General features: G+C 70.5%; 16 protein-coding genes. 10 read left to right on the forward strand and 6 right to left on the reverse strand.

The features are described 5' to 3' along the window. Positions 1-339 carry an MmcQ/YjbR family DNA-binding protein gene (locus tag AB0B82_RS21155; protein WP_360170901.1) on the forward strand — a complete coding sequence of 113 codons (339 nt, stop codon included), beginning with the start codon at positions 1-3 and terminating at the stop codon, positions 337-339. On the opposite strand, the gene AB0B82_RS21160 is transcribed toward AB0B82_RS21155, so the two are convergent. Further along, positions 319-1626 (reverse strand): neutral zinc metallopeptidase, encoded by a 1308-nt coding sequence (locus AB0B82_RS21160; protein WP_360170904.1) that lies wholly within the window; start codon positions 1624-1626, stop codon positions 319-321. The genes AB0B82_RS21155 and AB0B82_RS21160 overlap by 21 nt on opposite strands. A gap of 98 nt (positions 1627-1724) precedes the next feature. Between AB0B82_RS21160 and AB0B82_RS21165 the strand changes: the two genes are divergently transcribed. Together AB0B82_RS21165 and AB0B82_RS21170 are read left to right on the forward strand one after the other, a co-directional pair. Further along, positions 1725-3428: a DUF885 domain-containing protein gene (locus AB0B82_RS21165; protein WP_360170907.1), complete on the forward strand. Its 1704-nt coding sequence runs from the start codon at positions 1725-1727 to the stop codon at positions 3426-3428. Continuing rightward, a complete protein-coding gene (locus AB0B82_RS21170; protein WP_360170910.1) occupies positions 3425-4615 on the forward strand; it encodes a Maf family nucleotide pyrophosphatase in 1191 nt (396 codons plus the stop codon). Before AB0B82_RS21165 ends, AB0B82_RS21170 begins: the two co-directional genes overlap by 4 nt. Positions 4616-4618: 3 nt before the next feature. Here the strand turns inward: AB0B82_RS21170 and AB0B82_RS21175 are convergent, their stop codons facing one another. After that, entirely contained in the window at positions 4619-4825 is a 207-nt protein-coding gene (locus tag AB0B82_RS21175; RefSeq protein ID WP_360170913.1) for an acyl-CoA carboxylase subunit epsilon, read from the reverse strand. 44 nt (positions 4826-4869) lie between these two features. After that, complete coding sequence (locus AB0B82_RS21180; RefSeq protein ID WP_360170916.1) at positions 4870-6447, reverse strand: acyl-CoA carboxylase subunit beta; 1578 nt, start codon at positions 6445-6447, stop codon at positions 4870-4872. Positions 6448-6553: 106 nt separating this feature from the next. Here AB0B82_RS21180 and AB0B82_RS21185 point away from each other — a divergent pair, with 106 nt between their 5' ends. From AB0B82_RS21185 to AB0B82_RS21200, 4 genes are read left to right on the forward strand one after another with little or no spacing between them, the layout of a single operon-like run. After that, on the forward strand, positions 6554-7918 hold the full coding sequence (locus AB0B82_RS21185) for a hypothetical protein (protein WP_360170919.1): 1365 nt from the start codon (positions 6554-6556) through the stop codon (positions 7916-7918). A gap of 24 nt (positions 7919-7942) precedes the next feature. Next, positions 7943-8521, forward strand: a complete 579-nt coding sequence (locus tag AB0B82_RS21190) for a hypothetical protein (protein ID WP_360170922.1) — start codon at positions 7943-7945, stop codon at positions 8519-8521. 18 nt (positions 8522-8539) lie between these two features. Beyond that, complete coding sequence (locus AB0B82_RS21195) at positions 8540-8962, forward strand: hypothetical protein (protein ID WP_360170925.1); 423 nt, start codon at positions 8540-8542, stop codon at positions 8960-8962. A gap of 1 nt (position 8963) precedes the next feature. Then, on the forward strand, positions 8964-11255 hold the full coding sequence (locus AB0B82_RS21200; RefSeq protein WP_360170928.1) for a hypothetical protein: 2292 nt from the start codon (positions 8964-8966) through the stop codon (positions 11253-11255). Between the two features lie 57 nt (positions 11256-11312). Here AB0B82_RS21200 and AB0B82_RS21205 read toward each other — a convergent pair whose 3' ends face one another. After that, complete coding sequence (locus tag AB0B82_RS21205) at positions 11313-11795, reverse strand: SCP2 sterol-binding domain-containing protein (protein WP_360170931.1); 483 nt, start codon at positions 11793-11795, stop codon at positions 11313-11315. A 124-nt stretch (positions 11796-11919) separates the two neighbouring features. On the opposite strand from AB0B82_RS21205, the gene AB0B82_RS21210 reads away from it, so the two are divergent. The 3 genes from AB0B82_RS21210 (at position 11920) to AB0B82_RS21220 (ending at position 16189) form a co-directional block, all read left to right on the forward strand. Then, positions 11920-12567 carry a TetR/AcrR family transcriptional regulator gene (locus AB0B82_RS21210; RefSeq protein ID WP_360170934.1) on the forward strand — a complete coding sequence of 216 codons (648 nt, stop codon included), beginning with the start codon at positions 11920-11922 and terminating at the stop codon, positions 12565-12567. A gap of 188 nt (positions 12568-12755) precedes the next feature. Next, on the forward strand, positions 12756-15383 hold the full coding sequence (locus tag AB0B82_RS21215) for a phosphoenolpyruvate carboxylase (RefSeq protein ID WP_360170937.1): 2628 nt from the start codon (positions 12756-12758) through the stop codon (positions 15381-15383). Then, complete coding sequence (locus tag AB0B82_RS21220) at positions 15383-16189, forward strand: biotin--[acetyl-CoA-carboxylase] ligase (protein ID WP_360170940.1); 807 nt, start codon at positions 15383-15385, stop codon at positions 16187-16189. The genes AB0B82_RS21215 and AB0B82_RS21220 overlap by 1 nt, the downstream gene beginning before the upstream one ends. Positions 16190-16201: 12 nt before the next feature. Here the strand turns inward: AB0B82_RS21220 and AB0B82_RS21225 are convergent, their stop codons facing one another. Both AB0B82_RS21225 and AB0B82_RS21230 read right to left on the reverse strand, forming a co-directional pair. Further along, positions 16202-16747, reverse strand: coding sequence for an MOSC domain-containing protein (locus AB0B82_RS21225; protein WP_360170943.1), 546 nt, complete (start codon positions 16745-16747; stop codon positions 16202-16204). Beyond that, positions 16744-17643: a helix-turn-helix transcriptional regulator gene (locus AB0B82_RS21230; RefSeq protein ID WP_360170946.1), complete on the reverse strand. Its 900-nt coding sequence runs from the start codon at positions 17641-17643 to the stop codon at positions 16744-16746. Before AB0B82_RS21230 ends, AB0B82_RS21225 begins: the two co-directional genes overlap by 4 nt. Positions 17644-17926 lie beyond the last annotated feature (283 nt).

A 17926-nucleotide genomic window follows, 5' to 3' on the forward strand; every position in this document is an offset into this window, starting at 1 on the left:
GTGCTGGACGCTGAGGACGTACGACGGATCGCGCTCTCGTTCCCGGGAACGGTGGAGAAACAGCGCTGGGGGCATCCGACGTTCGACGTCGCCGGGCGGATGTTCGTCACCGTCCCGGACGACCGGACGTCGTTCGCGGTGCGGTGCCCGCGGCTGGAGCGCGCGGAGCTGATCGCCGCGGAGCCGGAGAAGTTCTGGGTGCCGAAACACGAGGCGGGCTCGAACTGGGTTCGGGCCCGCCTCGCGGCGCTCGAGGACGCCGATGAACTGCACGACATCCTGATCGACTCCTGGCGGCAGGTCGCGCCGCCGGAGCTGTCAGCTGACGTTGGCCGGTGAGGCCGAGAAGGTGTTGCAGGTGGCCGGATTGGCCGTGTTGAACGCCTTGCCCATGAACCGTGCCTGGCTGGCCGCGCTGCCGTGGTCGCCCTGCTCGGGCTTGTCGCCCGACGTCACGACGTACTTCTTCCAGACGTAGAGCATGTTGCCGTTGATCGGGTAGCTGCGCTTGTTCGCGGCCAGGAACACGCCGGCAAAGCAGTTCGCCTGGAGTTCCATCCGGCGCGTCATCCGGATCCGGGCGTCGTAGTCGGCGGCCTCGTAGCGCAGGTTCGCGGCGGCCTGCAGGATGCCGGTCACGTACTGCATGCTGTGCCCGTACTCGTGGGCGATCGAGCGGCTGTACCACATCCGCGCATACGCCTGTGCGATCGCGTCGCCGGGGTACTGGTTGTACGCCTTCACGAAGACGTCCACCTTCATGTACATCATGTGGTTCGCCGAGCAGTAGAACGGTACGGCGACCGGCCCGTCACCGCACGGCGTGTTCATCGACGTCCCGGACCAGTAGGTCATCCCCGGTGCCCGGAAGCGGTAGCCGGCCTTGCCGATCAGCGGCGCCCACGACTTGTCCAGGCACGGCTTGACCGCGGCCCAGTACGACGCCGCGTTCTTCGCGTTGGTCGGGCGGACCCGCGGCTCCTTGCAATTGACCGTGGCCATCTGGCCGACCCGGTAGAGCGGGTTCTTCGCGACGACGTCCAGGTCCCGCGGCTTGGTCGGCGTGTTCGTGCTGGTCGGCGCCTCGGTGGGCTCGGTCGTGGGCTCTTCGGTCGGCTCGGTCGTCGGCGATTCGGTGGGCTCCTCGGTCGGCGACGGTGTGTACCGCGTCGGGGTCACCGGCGGCGTGGTGGTGTCGTCGGCCGCGTTTCGCACCAGGCCGAGGATCGCGCCGCCGACGACGGCCACGCCGACGATCGTCAGGATCGCGATCAGCGGCGCCTTGGACTTCTTCCGCGGCGGCTGCCAGCCCAGGCCGGGACCGCCCGGACCGCCTGGGCCACCAGGACCGTCTGGGCCGGGGCCGAAGCTCGGGCCCCAGCCGAAACCGGGGCCCTGCGGCGCCGAGCCGCCGAAGTGATGTCCAGGGGGTGGGCCGTACGGGTTCTGCGGCGGCGGACCGTACTGGCCAGGCGGCGGACCGTACTGGCCAGGCGGCGGGCTCTGCGGGGGCGGGCCGTACTGACCCGGGGGAGGACCTTGTGGCGGTGCGCCGTACTGCCCTGGAGGCTGGCCCTGCTGGTACTGCGGGTTCTGGCCGGGCGGCCCATAGGGTGGCTGGCTCAACGCCGTTCCTCTCGTCCCTCGTGCTGGTGTTCAGCGTCGTCACAGTATCGGCAACAAACAGGTCAGTCCCGCGGCCCTCGGCAGGTAGGGTCGATCAGGTGACTCACGCCGTACCTGACATTCCGACGCCGGACAGTCCCATTGATCACCTCGCCGAGCGGCACCTCGAGCAGGAGCTCGTGCTCGACCCGCTGTTGGCGACCGAGCTGGGGGTCGTCGGCCACGACCACGAACTGCCGGATCTGACCGCGGCCGGCTTCGAGGCCAAGGCCGAGTTGCTCAGCCGGTCGCTCGCGGAGGCCGCGGCGATCACGCCGGGCAGTCCGCGCGAGGAGGTCGCGAAGGACGCCTTCGTGGAGCGGCTCGGTCTGGAGCTCGAGCGTTACGAGGCCGGCGTCCCGCAGCATCAGCTGAACGCGATCGCCTCGGTGCCGGTCGGGCTGCGCTCGGTGTTCGACCTGATGCCGACCGCGAGCGAGCACGACTGGGGGATCGTCGCGATCCGGCTGAACCAGATCGGTACGGCGCTCGACGGGTACCGCGAGACGTTGCTCGAACAGGCCGCGCAGGGACGGGTTTCGGCGGTGCGTCAGGTGACCGGACTGGCCGAGCGGATCGCGAGCTGGACCGGCGCCGAGGGCGACGACTTCTTCGCCGGACTCGCCGCGCAGGCGCCCGACGGCAAGGTCAAGCCGGAGGTCGAGGCCGCGGCCGCGTCCGCGCGGAAGGCCTTCGACCAGTTCGGCGCCTGGCTGACCAGTGACCTCGCGCCGCGAGCCCCGCAGGCCGATGCGTGCGGCCGGGAGGTGTACGAGCTGGCCTCGCGCAGCTTCCTGGGCGCGGCGATCGACTTCGAGGAGACGTACGCCTGGGGCTGGGCCGAGTTGGCCCGGATCGAGTCCGCGATGCAGGACATCGCCGCCGAGCTGAACGGCGGGGACCGTTCGATCGAGGCGACCGCGGCGCTGCTGGACGCCGATCCCGCGCGGACCATCCACGGCAAGGAGGCGTTCCGGGACTGGATGCAGCAGCTGGCCGACACCGCCGTGAACGACCTGGCCGGGACACACTTCGACATCGCCGACGAGCTGCGCAGGATCGAGTGCATGATCGCGCCGACCTCGGACGGCTCGATCTACTACACGCAGCCGAGTGAGGACCTGACCTCGCGGCCGGGCCGGATGTGGTGGGCGGTGCCGAGCGGAATCGAGGACTTCGCCACCTGGCGCGAGGTCACCACCGTGTACCACGAGGGTGTCCCCGGGCATCATCTCCAGGTCGCGCACACGGTGCTGCGCACCGACCTGCTGAATCGCTGGCAGCGGATCGGGTGCTGGGTCTCCGGCCACGGCGAGGGCTGGGCGTTGTACGCCGAACGCCTGATGGAGGAGCTCGGCTACCTCGACGATGCCGGCGCCCGGTTCGGGATGCTCGACGCGCAGGGATTCCGCGCCGCGCGGGTGATCATCGACATCGGGATGCACCTGGAGCTCGAGGTGCCGCGGGACAACCCGTTCGGGTGGCGGCCGGGCGAGCGGTGGAACGCCGACCTCGGGTTCGAGTTCCTCCGGGCGCACTGCCGGATGGAGACCGAGTTCCTGCAGGCCGAGCTGAACAGGTACCTCGGCTGGCCGGGGCAGGCGCCGGCGTACAAGGTCGGCGAGCGGATCTGGCTGCAGGCGCGCGAAGAAGCCAAGCAGCGCAAGGGATCGGCCTTCGATCTGCGGGCATTCCACTCCAGCGCGCTGGACCTCGGCTCGATCGGCCTGGACCCGCTGCGGCGTGCGTTGGCGAAGCTGTGAAGCCGCGGTTGGTGCTGGCGTCGGCGTCGCCCGCGCGGCTGAAGACCTTACGTGCCGCAGGCATCGAACCTGAGGTGATCGTCTCCGGCGTCGACGAGGACAACGTCACCGCGGACAGCCCCGGCGAGCTCGCGCGCGCTCTCGCGACGCTCAAGGCGCGGGCGGTTGTGGCCGGGCTGACCGACCACGCGACGGTGCTCGGCTGTGATTCGGTGCTGGAGATCGACGGGGTCGCGTACGGCAAGCCGGCTTCGCCCGACGTTGCCCGGGAGCGCTGGCGGATGATGCGCGGGCGTACCGGCGTACTGCACACCGGGCATTGCCTGTTCGACACCGCCACGAAGCAGGAGCTGCGGGAGTTGGCGTCGACCCAGGTCCGCTTCGCCGACCTGAGCGACGAGGAGATCGACGCGTACGTCGCCACCGGCGAACCGCTGGTCGTCGCCGGTGCGTTCACCGTCGACGGCCTCGGCGGGCCGTTCGTGACAGCGATCGAGGGCGACTACCACAACGTCGTCGGCGTCTCGCTGCCGCTCGTGCGCACGATGCTGCTGCAGGTCGGGATCACCTGGCCGGCGCTGTGGAATGCTCAGAAACCCTTCACCTACGACGAAACGGTTGCCGCGACGTACGACGAGACGCGCGGTGGCGTCGCCCGCGCGCAGGCGGCCGCCGAGGCGATCGACGCGCTGCTGCCGAAGGGCGGCCGGGTGCTCGAACTCGCCGTCGGCACCGGCATCGTCGGCGCCGAACTCGTTGCGCTCGGCAACCTCGTGCACGGCGTGGACGTCTCCACCGCGATGCTGCGGCAGGCCCGGATCCGGCTGCCCGGTCACGTCGCGGCCGCCGATGCCGGGCGGCTGCCGATCGCGGACCGGCACTGCGACGCGGTGGTCGCGGTCTGGCTGCTGCATCTGCTCGACGACAGCGAACCGGTGATCGCCGAGGCCGCGCGGGTCCTGCGCAGCGGCGGCGTCTTCGTCACCACCACGGAGAAGTCCGACGCCGGCCGCTACGCCGACGGGCGCGTACCCGACGAGACCCGCTCCCAGGACGCACTGTCCCACCTGGTCGCGACCGCCGCCCGTTACGGTCTCACCCTCGACGGCGCAACATCCTTCCCCGGCCCACACCGCAACACCGGCAACGCCCCGCAGTACCCCGTCGTCCGCTTCCGCCGTACCTGATCCTTACGGGTGGGCGGAGGCGCGCCACTGGCCGGGGCCGGGGTGGAAGGGGGTGCGGGCGTTGCGCCAGTACGTTGCCCAGTTGCTCGCTCGGCCGGTGTCGGCGGGTGGGGCGGGTACGGCGGCGCGCGCGGCGATCACCGTGACGACGGCGGCAAGCTCCTCGGGTGTCGGGTTGCCTTTGACGATCCTCACAATGTCTGTGCTCACGGTGTCGCTCGCAGGGCCGCTCACAATGTCGCTCCCAGGGCCGTTCACAGCGGGATGTTCCCATGCTTCTTCGGGGGCAGGGTGTCGCGTTTGGTGCGCAGCAGGCGGAGGGCGCGGACGATCTCGGCGCGGGTTTCGCTGGGTTTGACCACCGCGTCGATGTAGCCGCGTTCGGCCGCGATGTACGGGTTCGCGAGGTGGTCCTCGTACTCGGTGATCAGTTGCTGACGGCGCGCTTCCGGGTCGTCCGCGGCGGCCAGTTCGCGGCGGTACAGGATGTTGACCGCGCCCTGCGCACCCATCACCGCGATCTGCGCGGTCGGCCAGGCGATGTTCATGTCGGCGCCGAGATGCTTCGACCCCATCACGTCGTACGCGCCGCCGTACGCCTTCCGGGTGATCACCGTGATCATCGGGACGGTGGCCTCGGCGTAGGCGTAGATCAGCTTGGCGCCGCGGCGGATGATGCCGTTCCACTCCTGGTCGGTGCCGGGCAGGAATCCCGGTACGTCGACGAACGTCAGGATCGGCAGGTTGAACGCGTCACAGGTCCGCACGAACCGGGCCGCCTTCTCGGAGGCATCGATGTCGAGCGTGCCGGCGAACTGCATCGGCTGGTTCGCGACCACACCGACCGGGCGGCCCTCGACCCGGCCGAAGCCGACGATCATGTTCGGCGCGAACAATGTCTGCACTTCGAGGAAGTCGCCGTCGTCGAGCACCGCCTCGATCGCGGTGTGCATGTCATATGGCTGGTTCGGCGAATCCGGGATCAGGGTGTCGAGGGCGAGATCGGTCTCGGTCGGCTCCAGGTCCGCGGGTGCGTCGTACACCGGCGGGTCCTCGAGGTTGTTCTGCGGGAGATGGGCGACCAGCGCCTTCACCCACTCGATCGCGTCCTCCTCGTCGGAGCCCAGGTAGTGCGCGTTGCCGGACTTGGTGTTGTGTGTCCGCGCGCCGCCGAGCTGCTCCTGGCTGACGTCCTCACCGGTGACGGTCTTGATCACGTCCGGGCCGGTGATGAACATGTACGACGACTCGTCGACCATCACGGTGAAATCGGTGACCGCGGGGGAGTAGACCGCGCCGCCGGCGCACGGCCCCATGATCAGCGAGATCTGCGGGATCACCCCGGACGCGCGGACGTTGCGGCGAAAGATCTCGCCGTACAGGCCGAGGCTGACCACGCCTTCCTGGATCCGGGCGCCGCCGGAGTCGTTGATGCCGATCAGCGGGCAGCCGATCTTCATCGCCAGGTCCATCACCTTGACGATCTTCTCTCCGAACACCTCGCCGAGACTGCCGCCGAACACGGTGAAGTCCTGCGCGAACACGCACACCTGGCGGCCGTCGATGGTGCCGAACCCGGTCACCACGCCGTCGCCGTACGGGCGGTTCGCGTCCAGACCGAAACTCGTCGAGCGGTGCCGGGCGAACTCGTCGAGCTCGGAGAAGGAGCCTTCGTCCAGCAGCAGTTCGATCCGCTCGCGGGCGGTCTTCTTGCCCCGGGCGTGCTGCTTTTCCACCGCGCGCTCCGACCCGGCGTGCACGGCCTCGTCGAGCCGGTGCTCGAGGTCCGCGATCTTCCCGGCGGTGGTGTGGATGTTCACGGTCTCTCCCATGAATGGGCAGCCTACGCGCCGGTACGCCGTACCGCCTGTGACCTCCGCCGCAAGCCCGCGCCCCGAATCCGCGGGCCTGAACCTGGCGGCCGGTAGGTTCCGGCCCGTGGCTGACGTCGACTCCTTGGTACGCACGGTCGATCGACTCGTCGAGCTGGACACGGTCGACGGGGTGTCGTCGCTCCGGCTGGGGCGGCAACTGGAGCTGAGCGCGGGCCGTCGGCAACTGCTCGAGCCGCTCGCCGCCAACCTGGACGTGCCGGGGCGGCTAGCGCCGGTGATCGACTCGATCGGCAACCACCGCGACGGACAGTGGCGCGACCCGCGGGAGGACGTCCGCCGCGGACTCACCGAGCTGGTCGCGCAGTGCGCCGAATCACTCGAGCCGGACCCGTCGCTACCACCGCCCGAGGACGCGCGGGCGCGCGATCGGCTCACGCGGGCGGTCAGCCGTGCGTACGCCGTGAACGCGACACCGCGGCTGGTCGCGGACCTGTTCCGGGACGGGCGATCGGACGATCTCGGGCAGTTCGCTCCGCCGCAACTCGAGGGTGATGTGGCCGCGGCGCGGGCGATGGCGATCGCGATCGGGGCACGGACCGGGATGCGGGAGGCCGACGTACTGCGCAAGCTCGTCGCCGACGGTGCCGGTGGAGCGGCGTACGCGGCCACCGACCTGCTGCTGGAGAACCGCCCTGACTACCAACGGCTGCCAGTTGAGCAGCGGCCCGGGATCCGGCGGCAGATGGCGCGCCGGATCGAGGCCGGGTTCGCTGCTCGTGACGTACGGGCGGTGGAGGAACGGGAACTGAGCGCGGAGGTCGAGGCGCGGCACGAGGACGTCAGCGGAGGTGCTGGGGCGATCGATCGGGCGAGTGCGATGGCGGCCGACGAGCTGCGCACCTTGCACACGTTCCTGCAGGACATCGACTACTGGGAACGGTCGGCCGCGCCACAGTTGGCGGACGTGCAGGGGATTGTTGCCGAGCAGCTCGTGTCGCGGGTGGAGCAGCACACTTCGACCACGCTCGGCGTCGACGCGGTGCGGTCGCCGTCTGCGGTTGCGGCCTCGGCGGCGGAGGCGATGGTGGTGGTCTCGTCGGTTCCTTCCGAGAGTCGGCCGGCGGCTGCGGCGGCGACAGCCACGATGCTGAAGGAAGGGTTCGACGAACTGCCTGCACGCTTGGCCGAATGGCAGGCCGAAGGGCTGAATGTGCATGAGCAGGCGGGTTCGTACGGGCGGACGCTCGGCGATCGGACCCTTGCCGCTGTCCGTACTGTCGAGCAGCATCCGCCTGGGGGTGAGGACGTGTCGTCGGGGACGGCGCTGCGGGATGTTGCAGCACAGTTCGCTGCGGATCCGGCGATGCCGCCGCTGCGGCGCATCCACTCCGGCGAAGCGCGCGCCGGTGAGTCCCGGCGTACCGACGGCTCGTCGCGTCCGCGGGGTTCTGACGGGCACGGCCGGTGACCCTTCTGCTGCCAGGATTGACCTGTGGAGTACGCCGAGTTCGACGCTGAACGCCGCCGCATCGTCCAGGCCTGGGGAGAGTCGATCACCGACCCCGAGGAACTCGGGACCGCCGTAGCCGACCTACGGCGGGCTGCGGACGGGTTGGAGGAATCGGCGCGAGTCCGGGGGCTGCGGTACCTCCAGGTCATGGACGACCTCGTCTCCGAGGCGCGCGAGCCGGAGAGCGAGTACATCCGCCGCGCGTCCGACGTCCTGCTGGCTGCCACCCCAGCGCACGGCACCCCTGCCGAGCAGCGCGCCCGCGCCGAAGCCGGCATCGCCGAAATCACCCGCATCGCCGAAGCCGCCCCGCACGAAGACCGCGCCGCCATCCTGGACATGAACGAACCCCTCGCCACCATCATCGCCACCCACAACGAGACCGTCCGGGACGACGGCGCGGCTTCCGGTGGCGGCCCGCTGGGTGTGGACAACCAGACGGCGCGGTTTGCGACCGATCCGGCGATCGCACCGGCGGGCCGCATCGGTGCGCCGGGCTCCGCGCCGGTCTCCCGCCCAGGGACGTCGACCGACCCCAGGACACCCGGCCTGGACCGCTGAGCATGAAATGATTGAGTAATGGACTACGGGGAGTTCGACGCGGCGCGCCGTCGGATCGTGCAGGCCTTCGGAACCGAAATCACGGACCCGGAAGTGCTCGCCGAATCCGTCGCCCGCCTCCGGCAGCAGGCGGAGACCATCGAGGACACCGCCGACCGCGCCAAGGCCATGCGCTACCTCAAGGTCATGGACGACCTCGTCGAGGAAGCCCGCACCCCGGAAAGCCCCGTGATCCGGCAGGCGTCCGACGTGCTGCTGCACGCATCCGGCCCGGAGGGAACCCCTGCCGAGCGGAAGGCCCGGGCGGTGGCCGCCATCGAAGAGATCGCTCGGATCGCGGCCGCGGCGCCCACGATCGGCGAGCGCGACGCCGCCCTGGAGATGAACGAGACCCTGGTGCAGATCATCGACATGATCGACCGGGACTCCGCGGTGGACTGAGATGGCTGATCCGGTCGGCCGCAGCACGACCAGCCAGATCCCGGACGTCGGCAACGGGCTGTGGGAACGCGTCCGGGACGCCGTCGCGGCCGAGTCCGGCGCGCCGACTTCGCTGTGGAACGGGCAGCTGGACTACACCGACAACCCGATGTATCGCGGCGCGGCGTACCCGGACGGGCGGGTCGAGCTGAACCGCACGATGGTGGTCGAGCCGCTGCAGCAGATGTACGCGACCCGCGGACAGCCGGCCACGACCGAGCAGTGGATCGAGCGCCGGAACGCACTGAAAACGGCCGCGCACGAGTTCAACCACCTCGCCGGCCCCGCGGGACACACGCACGCCCGCTGGAACGCCGACCTGCGACCGATGGAATTCCGTCCGCTCGAGGAAGGCGTCACCGAGGCCTGGAGCCAGGCGCGGCTCGATCGCATCGCCGACCATGCCCTCCCACCGGACCTGGCGGCTCAGGTGAAGGCGGTACGTGGGCCGCACTCGTACCCGGCGTACGAACCCGCGGCCCGCGCCTTCGCGGACCAGGTCGGCGTCGAGACCAACCTGTCCGGCGACGAGGTACTTCGCCGCATGGCGAGCCAGGCCCCGGGCTCGAAGGCCCGCGCTGCGGCCGACGCACTGTTCGACGCCTCCGACCTCCCGAACCTGGTCCCCGCCGCCGACCAGGAGGCCGTCCGGCAGCGGCTGGCCGACCAGATCAACCGCGACTTCGCCCAACTCCAGACGCTCCACGAGAGCAACGCCCCCAACAGCCGCTCGATCTCGCGCACCCGCGGCCTCGAGATCGCGGACGCAGTAGCCGACACCGTCCGCACCACCGAGGCCCAGTACCGAGCCGAACGCACCCAACAACTCCAACTGAACCGCGACCACCCCACCCTCCAACTGCCCCAGCCGCAGCCGCAGCCGCAGCCGCAGCCGCAGCCGCAGCAGCAGCCGCAGCAGCAGCCGCAGCCGCAGGTGCAACCGCAGGTGCAGGCCCAGCCGCAGGTGCAGGCCCAGCCGCAGCGGCAGCAGCAGTCCCGGTTCGCTCCCACCCAGCCGCAGCAGCAGTACGGCGGCCCTCCGGTCCAGGGCCAACCGTGGGGGCCCGCGCCCACCCAACCCCGGACGACGCAACCGCAGCAGCAGTACGGCGGCCCTCCGGTCCAAGGCCGACCCTGGGGCCCCCCACCCGCCCAACCTCAGTCCCAACCTCAGCCCCAACCCGGGCCGCAACCACAGCCGCCGGCTCAGCCCCAAGCCCAACCGCAGGCCCAAGCGCAACCGCAGGCGCAACCGCAGGCCCAAGCGCAACCGCAGGCCCGGTTTGCCCCCGGCCAGCCGCAGCCGTACCCGCAGCAAGCGACTGGTCAGGCCGCGCAGCGCTGGCAACAGCCTGGACAGCAACCGCATCAGGCCCAAGCACAGCCGCAACAACCGCCATATGCGCCTGGGCAACCTCAAGCGCAGACATCGCGATTCGCACCTGGCCAGTACCAGCAGCCGCAGTACCAGCAGTCGCAGTACCAGCAGCCGTACACGAACCAGCCGCAGCAGGCGTACCCGCAGCAGGCGACCGGGCAACCGGCGCAGCGCTGGCAGCAACCGGGACCGCAGCAGCCCCAAGCACAGCCGCAGCCGCAGGTACAGCCACCGCAGTACGCGCCCGGGCAACCCCAACCTCAGGCACCGTCACGGTTCGCGCCAGGTCAGCAACCGCCGTACCCGCAGCAGCCGCAAGCCCAGCCCCAGCAGGCATACCCGCCCCAGCAGCAGGCAAACGGTCAGGCAGCGGGCTGGCAGCAGCCACAGGCCTACCCGCAGCAGCAGTTGGGCGGGCAGGCGGCGCCGGGCTGGCAGCAGCCCGGACAGCAGCACCAAGCGCGGCCGCAGCAGCAGCCGTACCCGCAGCAGCAGCCGTACCCGCAGCAGCAGGCGTACCCGCAGCAGCAGGCGTACCCGCAGCAGCAGCCGGGTCAGCTGCAGCCGGGTCAGCTGCAGCCGGGTCAGCAGCAGGCGGGCTACCAGCAGCCGGGTCAGCAGCAACCGGGGTTCCGGCAGGCAGGTCCGCAGCAGTCGGGGTACCAGCAGGGCCGGCCGGGAGACCAGCAGCAGGCTGGGCCGGGTGGGGCTAGGGATCAGGATGTGGCTGCGTTGCGGGCGGTGCTGGCGAACCAGGCGCCGGCTGCCGGGGCGACGCGGGTGCGTCCGGGGCAGGCGGCGACGTCTGCTCGTCGCACCGGTGCCCACGGCACCGAGCACTCCGCCGGTCGGACGAACGACCCGCAAGGGAGGTAGCCGTACTGCCGGTGCCGCACCACCGGACCCCAGACCGGACCCCGGACCGGACCGCGGTCAGGTGGGGCCGGTGGTGAAGAGCTTGGGGAGGCGGGCTGCCAGGGCGAGGTTGCCGCGGACGGTGAGGCGTTGTTTGAGGACGGCGAGGATGGGGTCCTCGTTGCCGGTGACGATGCGGAGCAGCGTGGTGGGGTCGGTGCGGATCGAGATGTCCGGGGGAGTGGGCTGCGCGGCGAGTTGGGTGCAGCGGCCGTCGTGGACGTGGATCCAGTACTCGTCGATCGTGTCGGGCCGGCCGGCCCCGCCCGCGCCGGTGATCTGCCAGGTGATGACAGCGTCGAATCCGGCGGCCCGGGCGGGTCGGAGGTACTCCGGCATCCGGCGAAAGATCTCGCGCAACGCGATCTCTCGTACTCCCCCGATGAGTCGATGCCGAAGCTCCCGCTCCGACGTCCGGTCGACCAGCCGGGCGAGCTCGCTCGCATCGAGGGCGGTGATGCCCTTGGACTCGAGCCAGCCGGCACTGCCTCGTTCGGTCATCGACCACCCCCGCGGCAGTTCGGGGGAAGCTCTTCGGGCGCCTTCGGCCCGGTCGGCCGACGCGTGCCCGGCGAACTTCCCTACCAGACCGTAGGAATTTCCTACGCTGCTGTAGCTTTGTCAAGTGGTCGAGGACGCCGAATCGCCCGGTCGAACTGGTGCGAAGCGCCGGCGTGCGCGGCACCTCGGTCCGGAGCGGCGCCGGCCGATGATCCTGGACGCGGCGCTCGAGGTGTTCAACGCGAAGGGGTACGCCGGGACCACGATGCAGTCGGTCGCAGACGCCGCCGGGGTGACCAAGCCGGTGGTGTACGACTCGTTCGCGAACCGCGACGAGTTGCTACTGGCCCTGCTCGCCCGCGAGGAACAGCACCTGGTCATCTCGATCGTCTCCGCGCTGCCGGCCGATCCCACGGTCGGTACGCCCGAGGAGCACGTGCTCGACGGCGTGACCGCGTTCCTCACCGCCGTACAGAAGAACCCGCAGTCGTGGCGGATCGTGTTCGGGGCGCAGTACGGCGCGGCGCCGGTGGTCGCGGAGCGTGTTCGCGCGGCACGGGCGTTCCTCGTGGAGAGTCTGCGGCTGACGTTGTTGCAGTCACTCCCCGGAGTCGCCGACCCGGACGCGAACCTCCCGGTTCTCGCCGAGTTGCTCGCTTCGATGATCGAGTCGTGCGCCCGGATGCTCGTCGTCGACGGCACCGATCGCACCCCGGCGGAGCTCGCCCGCACCGTCGCCCAGGTCGTCGCCGGCGGCTTCGGCAACGTCTGAATCCTTCGTAGGAGGGTTTTGCCCTCGTGGCGGGGCAAAAGTCTCCAGAGTTCGCGCGAAAACTCTCCCAGGAGGGTTCTCCCCAGGCGCCGGACGGGGTGAGTTCGGTGGAGCCGGGCGGTCACGATCGGCTTCCAGTGGGCGGACGGGGCGGCGTGGGTGGGTGTGCGCCGATAGGGTGGGCGAACGTGAGCGAGACCGGAAGTGAGACCCGTACCCGCGCGCGGTTCGAGGTGCCTGAGGAGCTCAGGGCCGACGTCCGCCTGCTCGGTGAGATCCTCGGCAAGGTTCTGGTCGAGTACGCCGGGCAGTCGCTGCTGGACGACGTCGAGAAGCTGCGCGAGCTGACCATCGCCGGTGACGGCGCCGCGGCCGAGGAGCTGGTGGCGTCCTGGCCGCACGAGCGGGCCGAGGATGTCGCGCGGGCCTTCACCTGCTACTTCCACCTGACCAACCTCAGCGAGGAGCTGCACCGGGCCCGCGTGCTGCGGGAGCGGGACCGCACCGGCAGCGAGGCGGTGGTGTCGGAGCTGGCGCAGGCGGTCGAGCAGATCTCCCGCGACAGCGGCGAGCAGCAGGCGCGCGCCCTGCTCAACGGTCTGGAGTTCCGTCCCGTACTGACCGCGCACCCGACCGAGGCGCGCCGTCGGGCCGTGCTGGCGACGATCCGCCGGATCACGTCGCTGCTGACCGAGCGGCACGACCCGCGCGCCGGCGAGAGCGAGCTGGCCGAGAACCGCCGCCGCCTGATCGAGCAGGTCGACGTGCTGTGGCGTACGTCGCAGCTGCGCACCAGCCGTCCGTCGCCGTTGGACGAGGTGCGGTCGGCGATGGCGGTGTTCGAGGAGACCCTGTTCGACGTCGTACCGAACGTGTACCGGCGGCTCGACGACGCGATGGCCGGTGAGGCCGCCGGGACACGGCCGCCTGCGGTGGCGCCGTTCATGCATCTGGGCTCGTGGATCGGCGGCGACCGCGACGGCAACCCGAACGTCACCGCGGCGATCACCCGCGAGGCGATGCAGATCCAGGCGGACCACGTACTGCGGGCACTCGAGCGGGCGACCGAGGCGCTGGGCCGCGCGCTCACCCTGGACGCCGCCACCACGCCGCCGTCGGCTCCGGTACGGCGGATTCTGGAGGACGCCCGCGCCGTCAACCCGGACCTGATCGCGGATATCGAGACGCGCTCGCCGGCCGAGCCGCACCGGCAGCTCCTGCTGCTGTCGGCGCGCCGCCTGGCCGCGACCCGGGCCCGCGACGCCGACTTCGGGTACCCGCGGGCCGACGACTTCCTGCACGAGCTCAAGGTCCTGCAGGACTCGCTGGTCAGCGCCGGCGCACCACGCCAGGCGTTCGGTGAGCTGCAGCAGCTCATCTGGCAGGTGAAGTCGTTCGGCTTCCACCTGGCCGAGCTGGAGATCCGCCAGCACTCGTCGGTGCACGCCAAGGCGCTGGAGGAGGTGCTCGGCGGCGGTGAGCTGTCCGACCAGACGGAGGAAGTGCTCGCGACGCTGCGCGTGATCGCACAGATCCAGCAGCGGTTCGGTCCGGAGGCCTGCCGTCGGTACGTCGTGTCGTTCACGCGCAATGCCGGCGACCTGGCCGCCGTGTACGAGCTGGCCGACGCCGCGCTCGACGGACGGCCGATCGAGTTGGACGTCGTACCGCTGTTCGAGACCGGTGAGGACCTGCAGAACTCGGTCGAGGTACTGGACAACGCGATCCAGCTCACCCGGGTGCGGCACCGGCTGACGGCGAACGACCGCCGCTTCGAGGTCATGCTCGGGTACTCCGACTCCGCGAAGGACGTCGGCCCGGTGTCGGCGACGCTGGCGCTCTACGACGCGCAGGCGCGCATCACCGCCTGGGCGCAGCGCAACGCGATCCGGCTGACGCTGTTCCACGGCCGAGGCGGTGCGCTGGGGCGCGGCGGTGGTCCCGCGAACCGCGCCGTACTCGCACAGGCTCCCGGCTCGGTCGCCGGGCGGTTCAAGCTCACCGAACAGGGCGAGGCAATCCCGGCCCGGTACGGGAACGCGGCCATCGCGCAGCGGCACATCGAGCAGGTGACCGCGGCGACCCTGCTGGCGTCCACACCGGCGATCGAGGAGCGAGCTGCGGCCGCAGCCGACCGGTTCGCCGTGGTGGCGAAGACACTCGACGAGGCGGCGCGTACGGCGTACCACCGGCTGGTGAAGGCGGACGGGTTCGCGGAGTGGTTCAGTACGGTGACCCCGCTGGAGGAGCTGGGGCAGCTACCGCTCGGTTCGCGGCCGGCGCGCCGCGGTGTCGCGGTGTCCTCGCTGGAGGACCTGCGGGCGATCCCGTGGGTGTTCGCGTGGTCGCAGGCGCGGGTGAACGCACCGGGCTGGTTCGGCCTCGGTACGGCGCTCGCCGCGGTCGGTGACGTCGACCTGCTCCGGGACGCGAACCAGAACTGGCCACTGTTCCAGGTGATGCTGGAGAACGCCGAGATGTCGCTGGCCAAGACGGACCGGCGCATTCTCGGTCGCTACCTCGAGCTGGGCGACCGGCCCGAGCTGACGCAGCAGATGCTGGACGAGCATGCACTCACCACCGAGTGGGTGCTCAAGGTGCTCAATCAGGAGCGGCTGCTGCAGGGACGCCGTGTCCTGGGTCGTGCGGTCGAGCTGCGCAACCCGTACGTCGATGCGCTCAGCTACCTGCAGTTGCGTGCTCTGCGGACGCTGCGCACCGACGACTCACTGGACGAGGAGCAGGTCGTCCGCACTCGGCGGCTGCTGTTGCTGACCGTTTCGGGTGTCGCCGCCGGCCTGCAGAACACCGGCTGATGTTCAGCGACCTGGATCGGCCGCCGCTGGACGCTAAGTTCCTGCGGGGGCGGCTGGTGCGTCCTGGTGCCCTGTGGACGCAGATCGACGTTCTCGAGGAGACGCCGTCGACGAACGCTGTTGTGGCCGCTGCCGCGGCAGGAGGGCAGCCAGAGGGCCTTGTGGTGGCTGCGGAGTACCAGTCGTCCGGTCGCGGGCGTCTGGGGCGTACGTGGACTACTCCACCGCAGTCGGCACTTCTCATGTCAGTACTACTGCGCCCGACCACGGTCGACGCGGCACGCTGGCCCTGGCTGGGGTTGCTGGCTCCGCTGGCGGTGGCAGCCGCCGTACGGGAGGTCGCTGAGGTACCTGCTCAGGTGAAGTGGCCGAACGACGTACTGATCGAGGACCGCAAGCTCGCCGGCATCCTGCTGGAGCGCGTCGAGGGACCCGCGGCGGTGGTCGGCATCGGCCTCAACGTGACGCTTCGCGAGTCGGAGAAGCCGCACGAGGCAGCCACGTCGTTGGCGTTGGAGAACGCGTCGACCACCGACCGAGCCACGGTCATGGCCGCCGTACTGCGAGAGCTCGCGTCGCGCTACCGGACGTGGGTGGACGCCGCCGGCGATCCGGAGGTGGTGCTGCCGGAGTACCGCCTGCTGTCCGCGACGCTTCGACGCGCCGTCCGGGTGGAGCTGCCCGACGGCACGTTCCTCGAAGGCATCGCGCGTGATCTCGCGGACGACGGCCGCCTGATCGTGGACACCCCTGACGGCCCACGCCCCTTGGCAGCCGGCGACGTCACCCACGTACGCCGCGCCTGAACTGACCCAGCGTCACTCCCGGCGGGCGATCGCGCCGATGCTCCGGGCGTTGCCGGGACGATGGACGACCTGGATCCGATTGCCGGCCCGTACCTTGCCGGGCTTCAGCACCCGAAGGTAGGCGCCGACGCGGCCGGTGCGGACGAAGCGGTGGTGGAAGCGGTGGATGCCCATCCGCCCGGAGAGATTGCTGCACGGCGTGCGCGGTGAACTGACCTCGACCAGGATCCCGTGCACCGAACCGCCGATCTGCCAGCGCTCGCCGACCACTGCGTTGGTGATGTCGAGCCCGGTGGTCGTCAGGTTCTCGCCGAACAGGCCGGGTGGGACCTCGCGTCCGAGTTCGTCCGCCCACCAGTCGGCGTCCTCGATCGCGTAGGCGTACAACGCTTTGTCGCGGCCGCCATGGTACCGCTGGTCGCACTGCTGATCGCCTTCGAGGCCCAGCTCGTCGACTGCCACGGAGCCGTCGACCGGGCGCTTGTCGATCGCCGTCCAGCGCGACGGCCCGCGGATCAGTTCGTGGACGACGTTCACCGACAACAGCTGCGCCGTCATTGGCTCATCCAACGGATCGGGTCGCCGCTGTCCAGGTCCTCGCAGCCGGCGTCGTGCAGCGCGCCGACCGCGAGCGTCCGGCGGAAGGCGCCGAACGCCAGCACATGCGCGATCATCCCACCGGCCGAGAACACTTCGGCGTTCTCACCCGGGCAGACGATCAGCTCGTCCAGGCGGTTCGCCGTACACAACTCGCCGACCTCTTGCGCGAACGCCGGACCGACCTCGTTCAACCGGCGCTGCATGCTCTGCACGCTCGCACCCTGCTCGACGGCGAAGTCGTACGGCGTGCCGGTCAGGTTCGCGTGCCACATGCCGAGCTGTCCGACCAGCCGGGACAGCAGCGACCGCAACGTCGGGTCGTCGTCGATCCCTTCGACAGACAGCTCGATCGGCCGGTCCAGTTGGTCGGCGTCGAGTGCCGATGCCTGCTGGAGCATCCGGCCGAGCAGCCAGATGTGGTGGTCGATCATCGTCCGGATCAGATCCACGGAACTCACCTCGTCTCTCGCCGGTACCCGCAACCCGTTCGGCGGGTGGAAATGGATGCCGCTCGGTGCACCCAGCCGGATGCGGTCGGGCTGTCCCCGCCACTGCGCGGGCGGTACGCCGTACGCACGGCTGAAGGCGCGCGTGAACGCCTCGTGTGAGCCGTACCCGGCCTCGACCGCGACGTCGAGGATGCTGCCGCCGCCGGTCACCAGCCGGTACGCCGCCCGCTCGAGCAGGATGCGCCGGCGCAGGTGACCGGGCCGCTCGCCGGCCGCCGCCTCGACCATCCGGTCCAGGTGCGACCGCGACAGCCGGACCCGCGCCGCGAGCTCGTCGGCGGTCGCGTCGTGGTCGTCCAGCGCGTCGGTGAGCACGTCGACAAAGGCGGCGAACACATCGGTCATGGACCCATCGTGCCGCCGGGTGAGGTCGGCGGACTTGATCGTTTTCGCTACACCGCCGGGTTTACACACCATCCCGGGACCGTGCACACCCTTCTGGGACCGCGCACACCCTTCTGGGACCGTGCACACCGTCCCGGGACCTTGGACACTGGGTGGTGGCGTGGTCGTCAGCGCTACCGGGTTTCCATATGCCGTCCAGGTCGGCCGCGGCGACGGGTTGCAACACGGTGGGTTCACCCATCGTGTTGTGGGTTCCGTACCCTTCACACGGGTCAGGAACCCA

It is taken from the genome of Kribbella sp. NPDC048915, assembly GCF_040649595.1.
In the GTDB taxonomy this organism is placed as follows: Bacteria; Actinomycetota; Actinomycetes; order Propionibacteriales; family Kribbellaceae; genus Kribbella.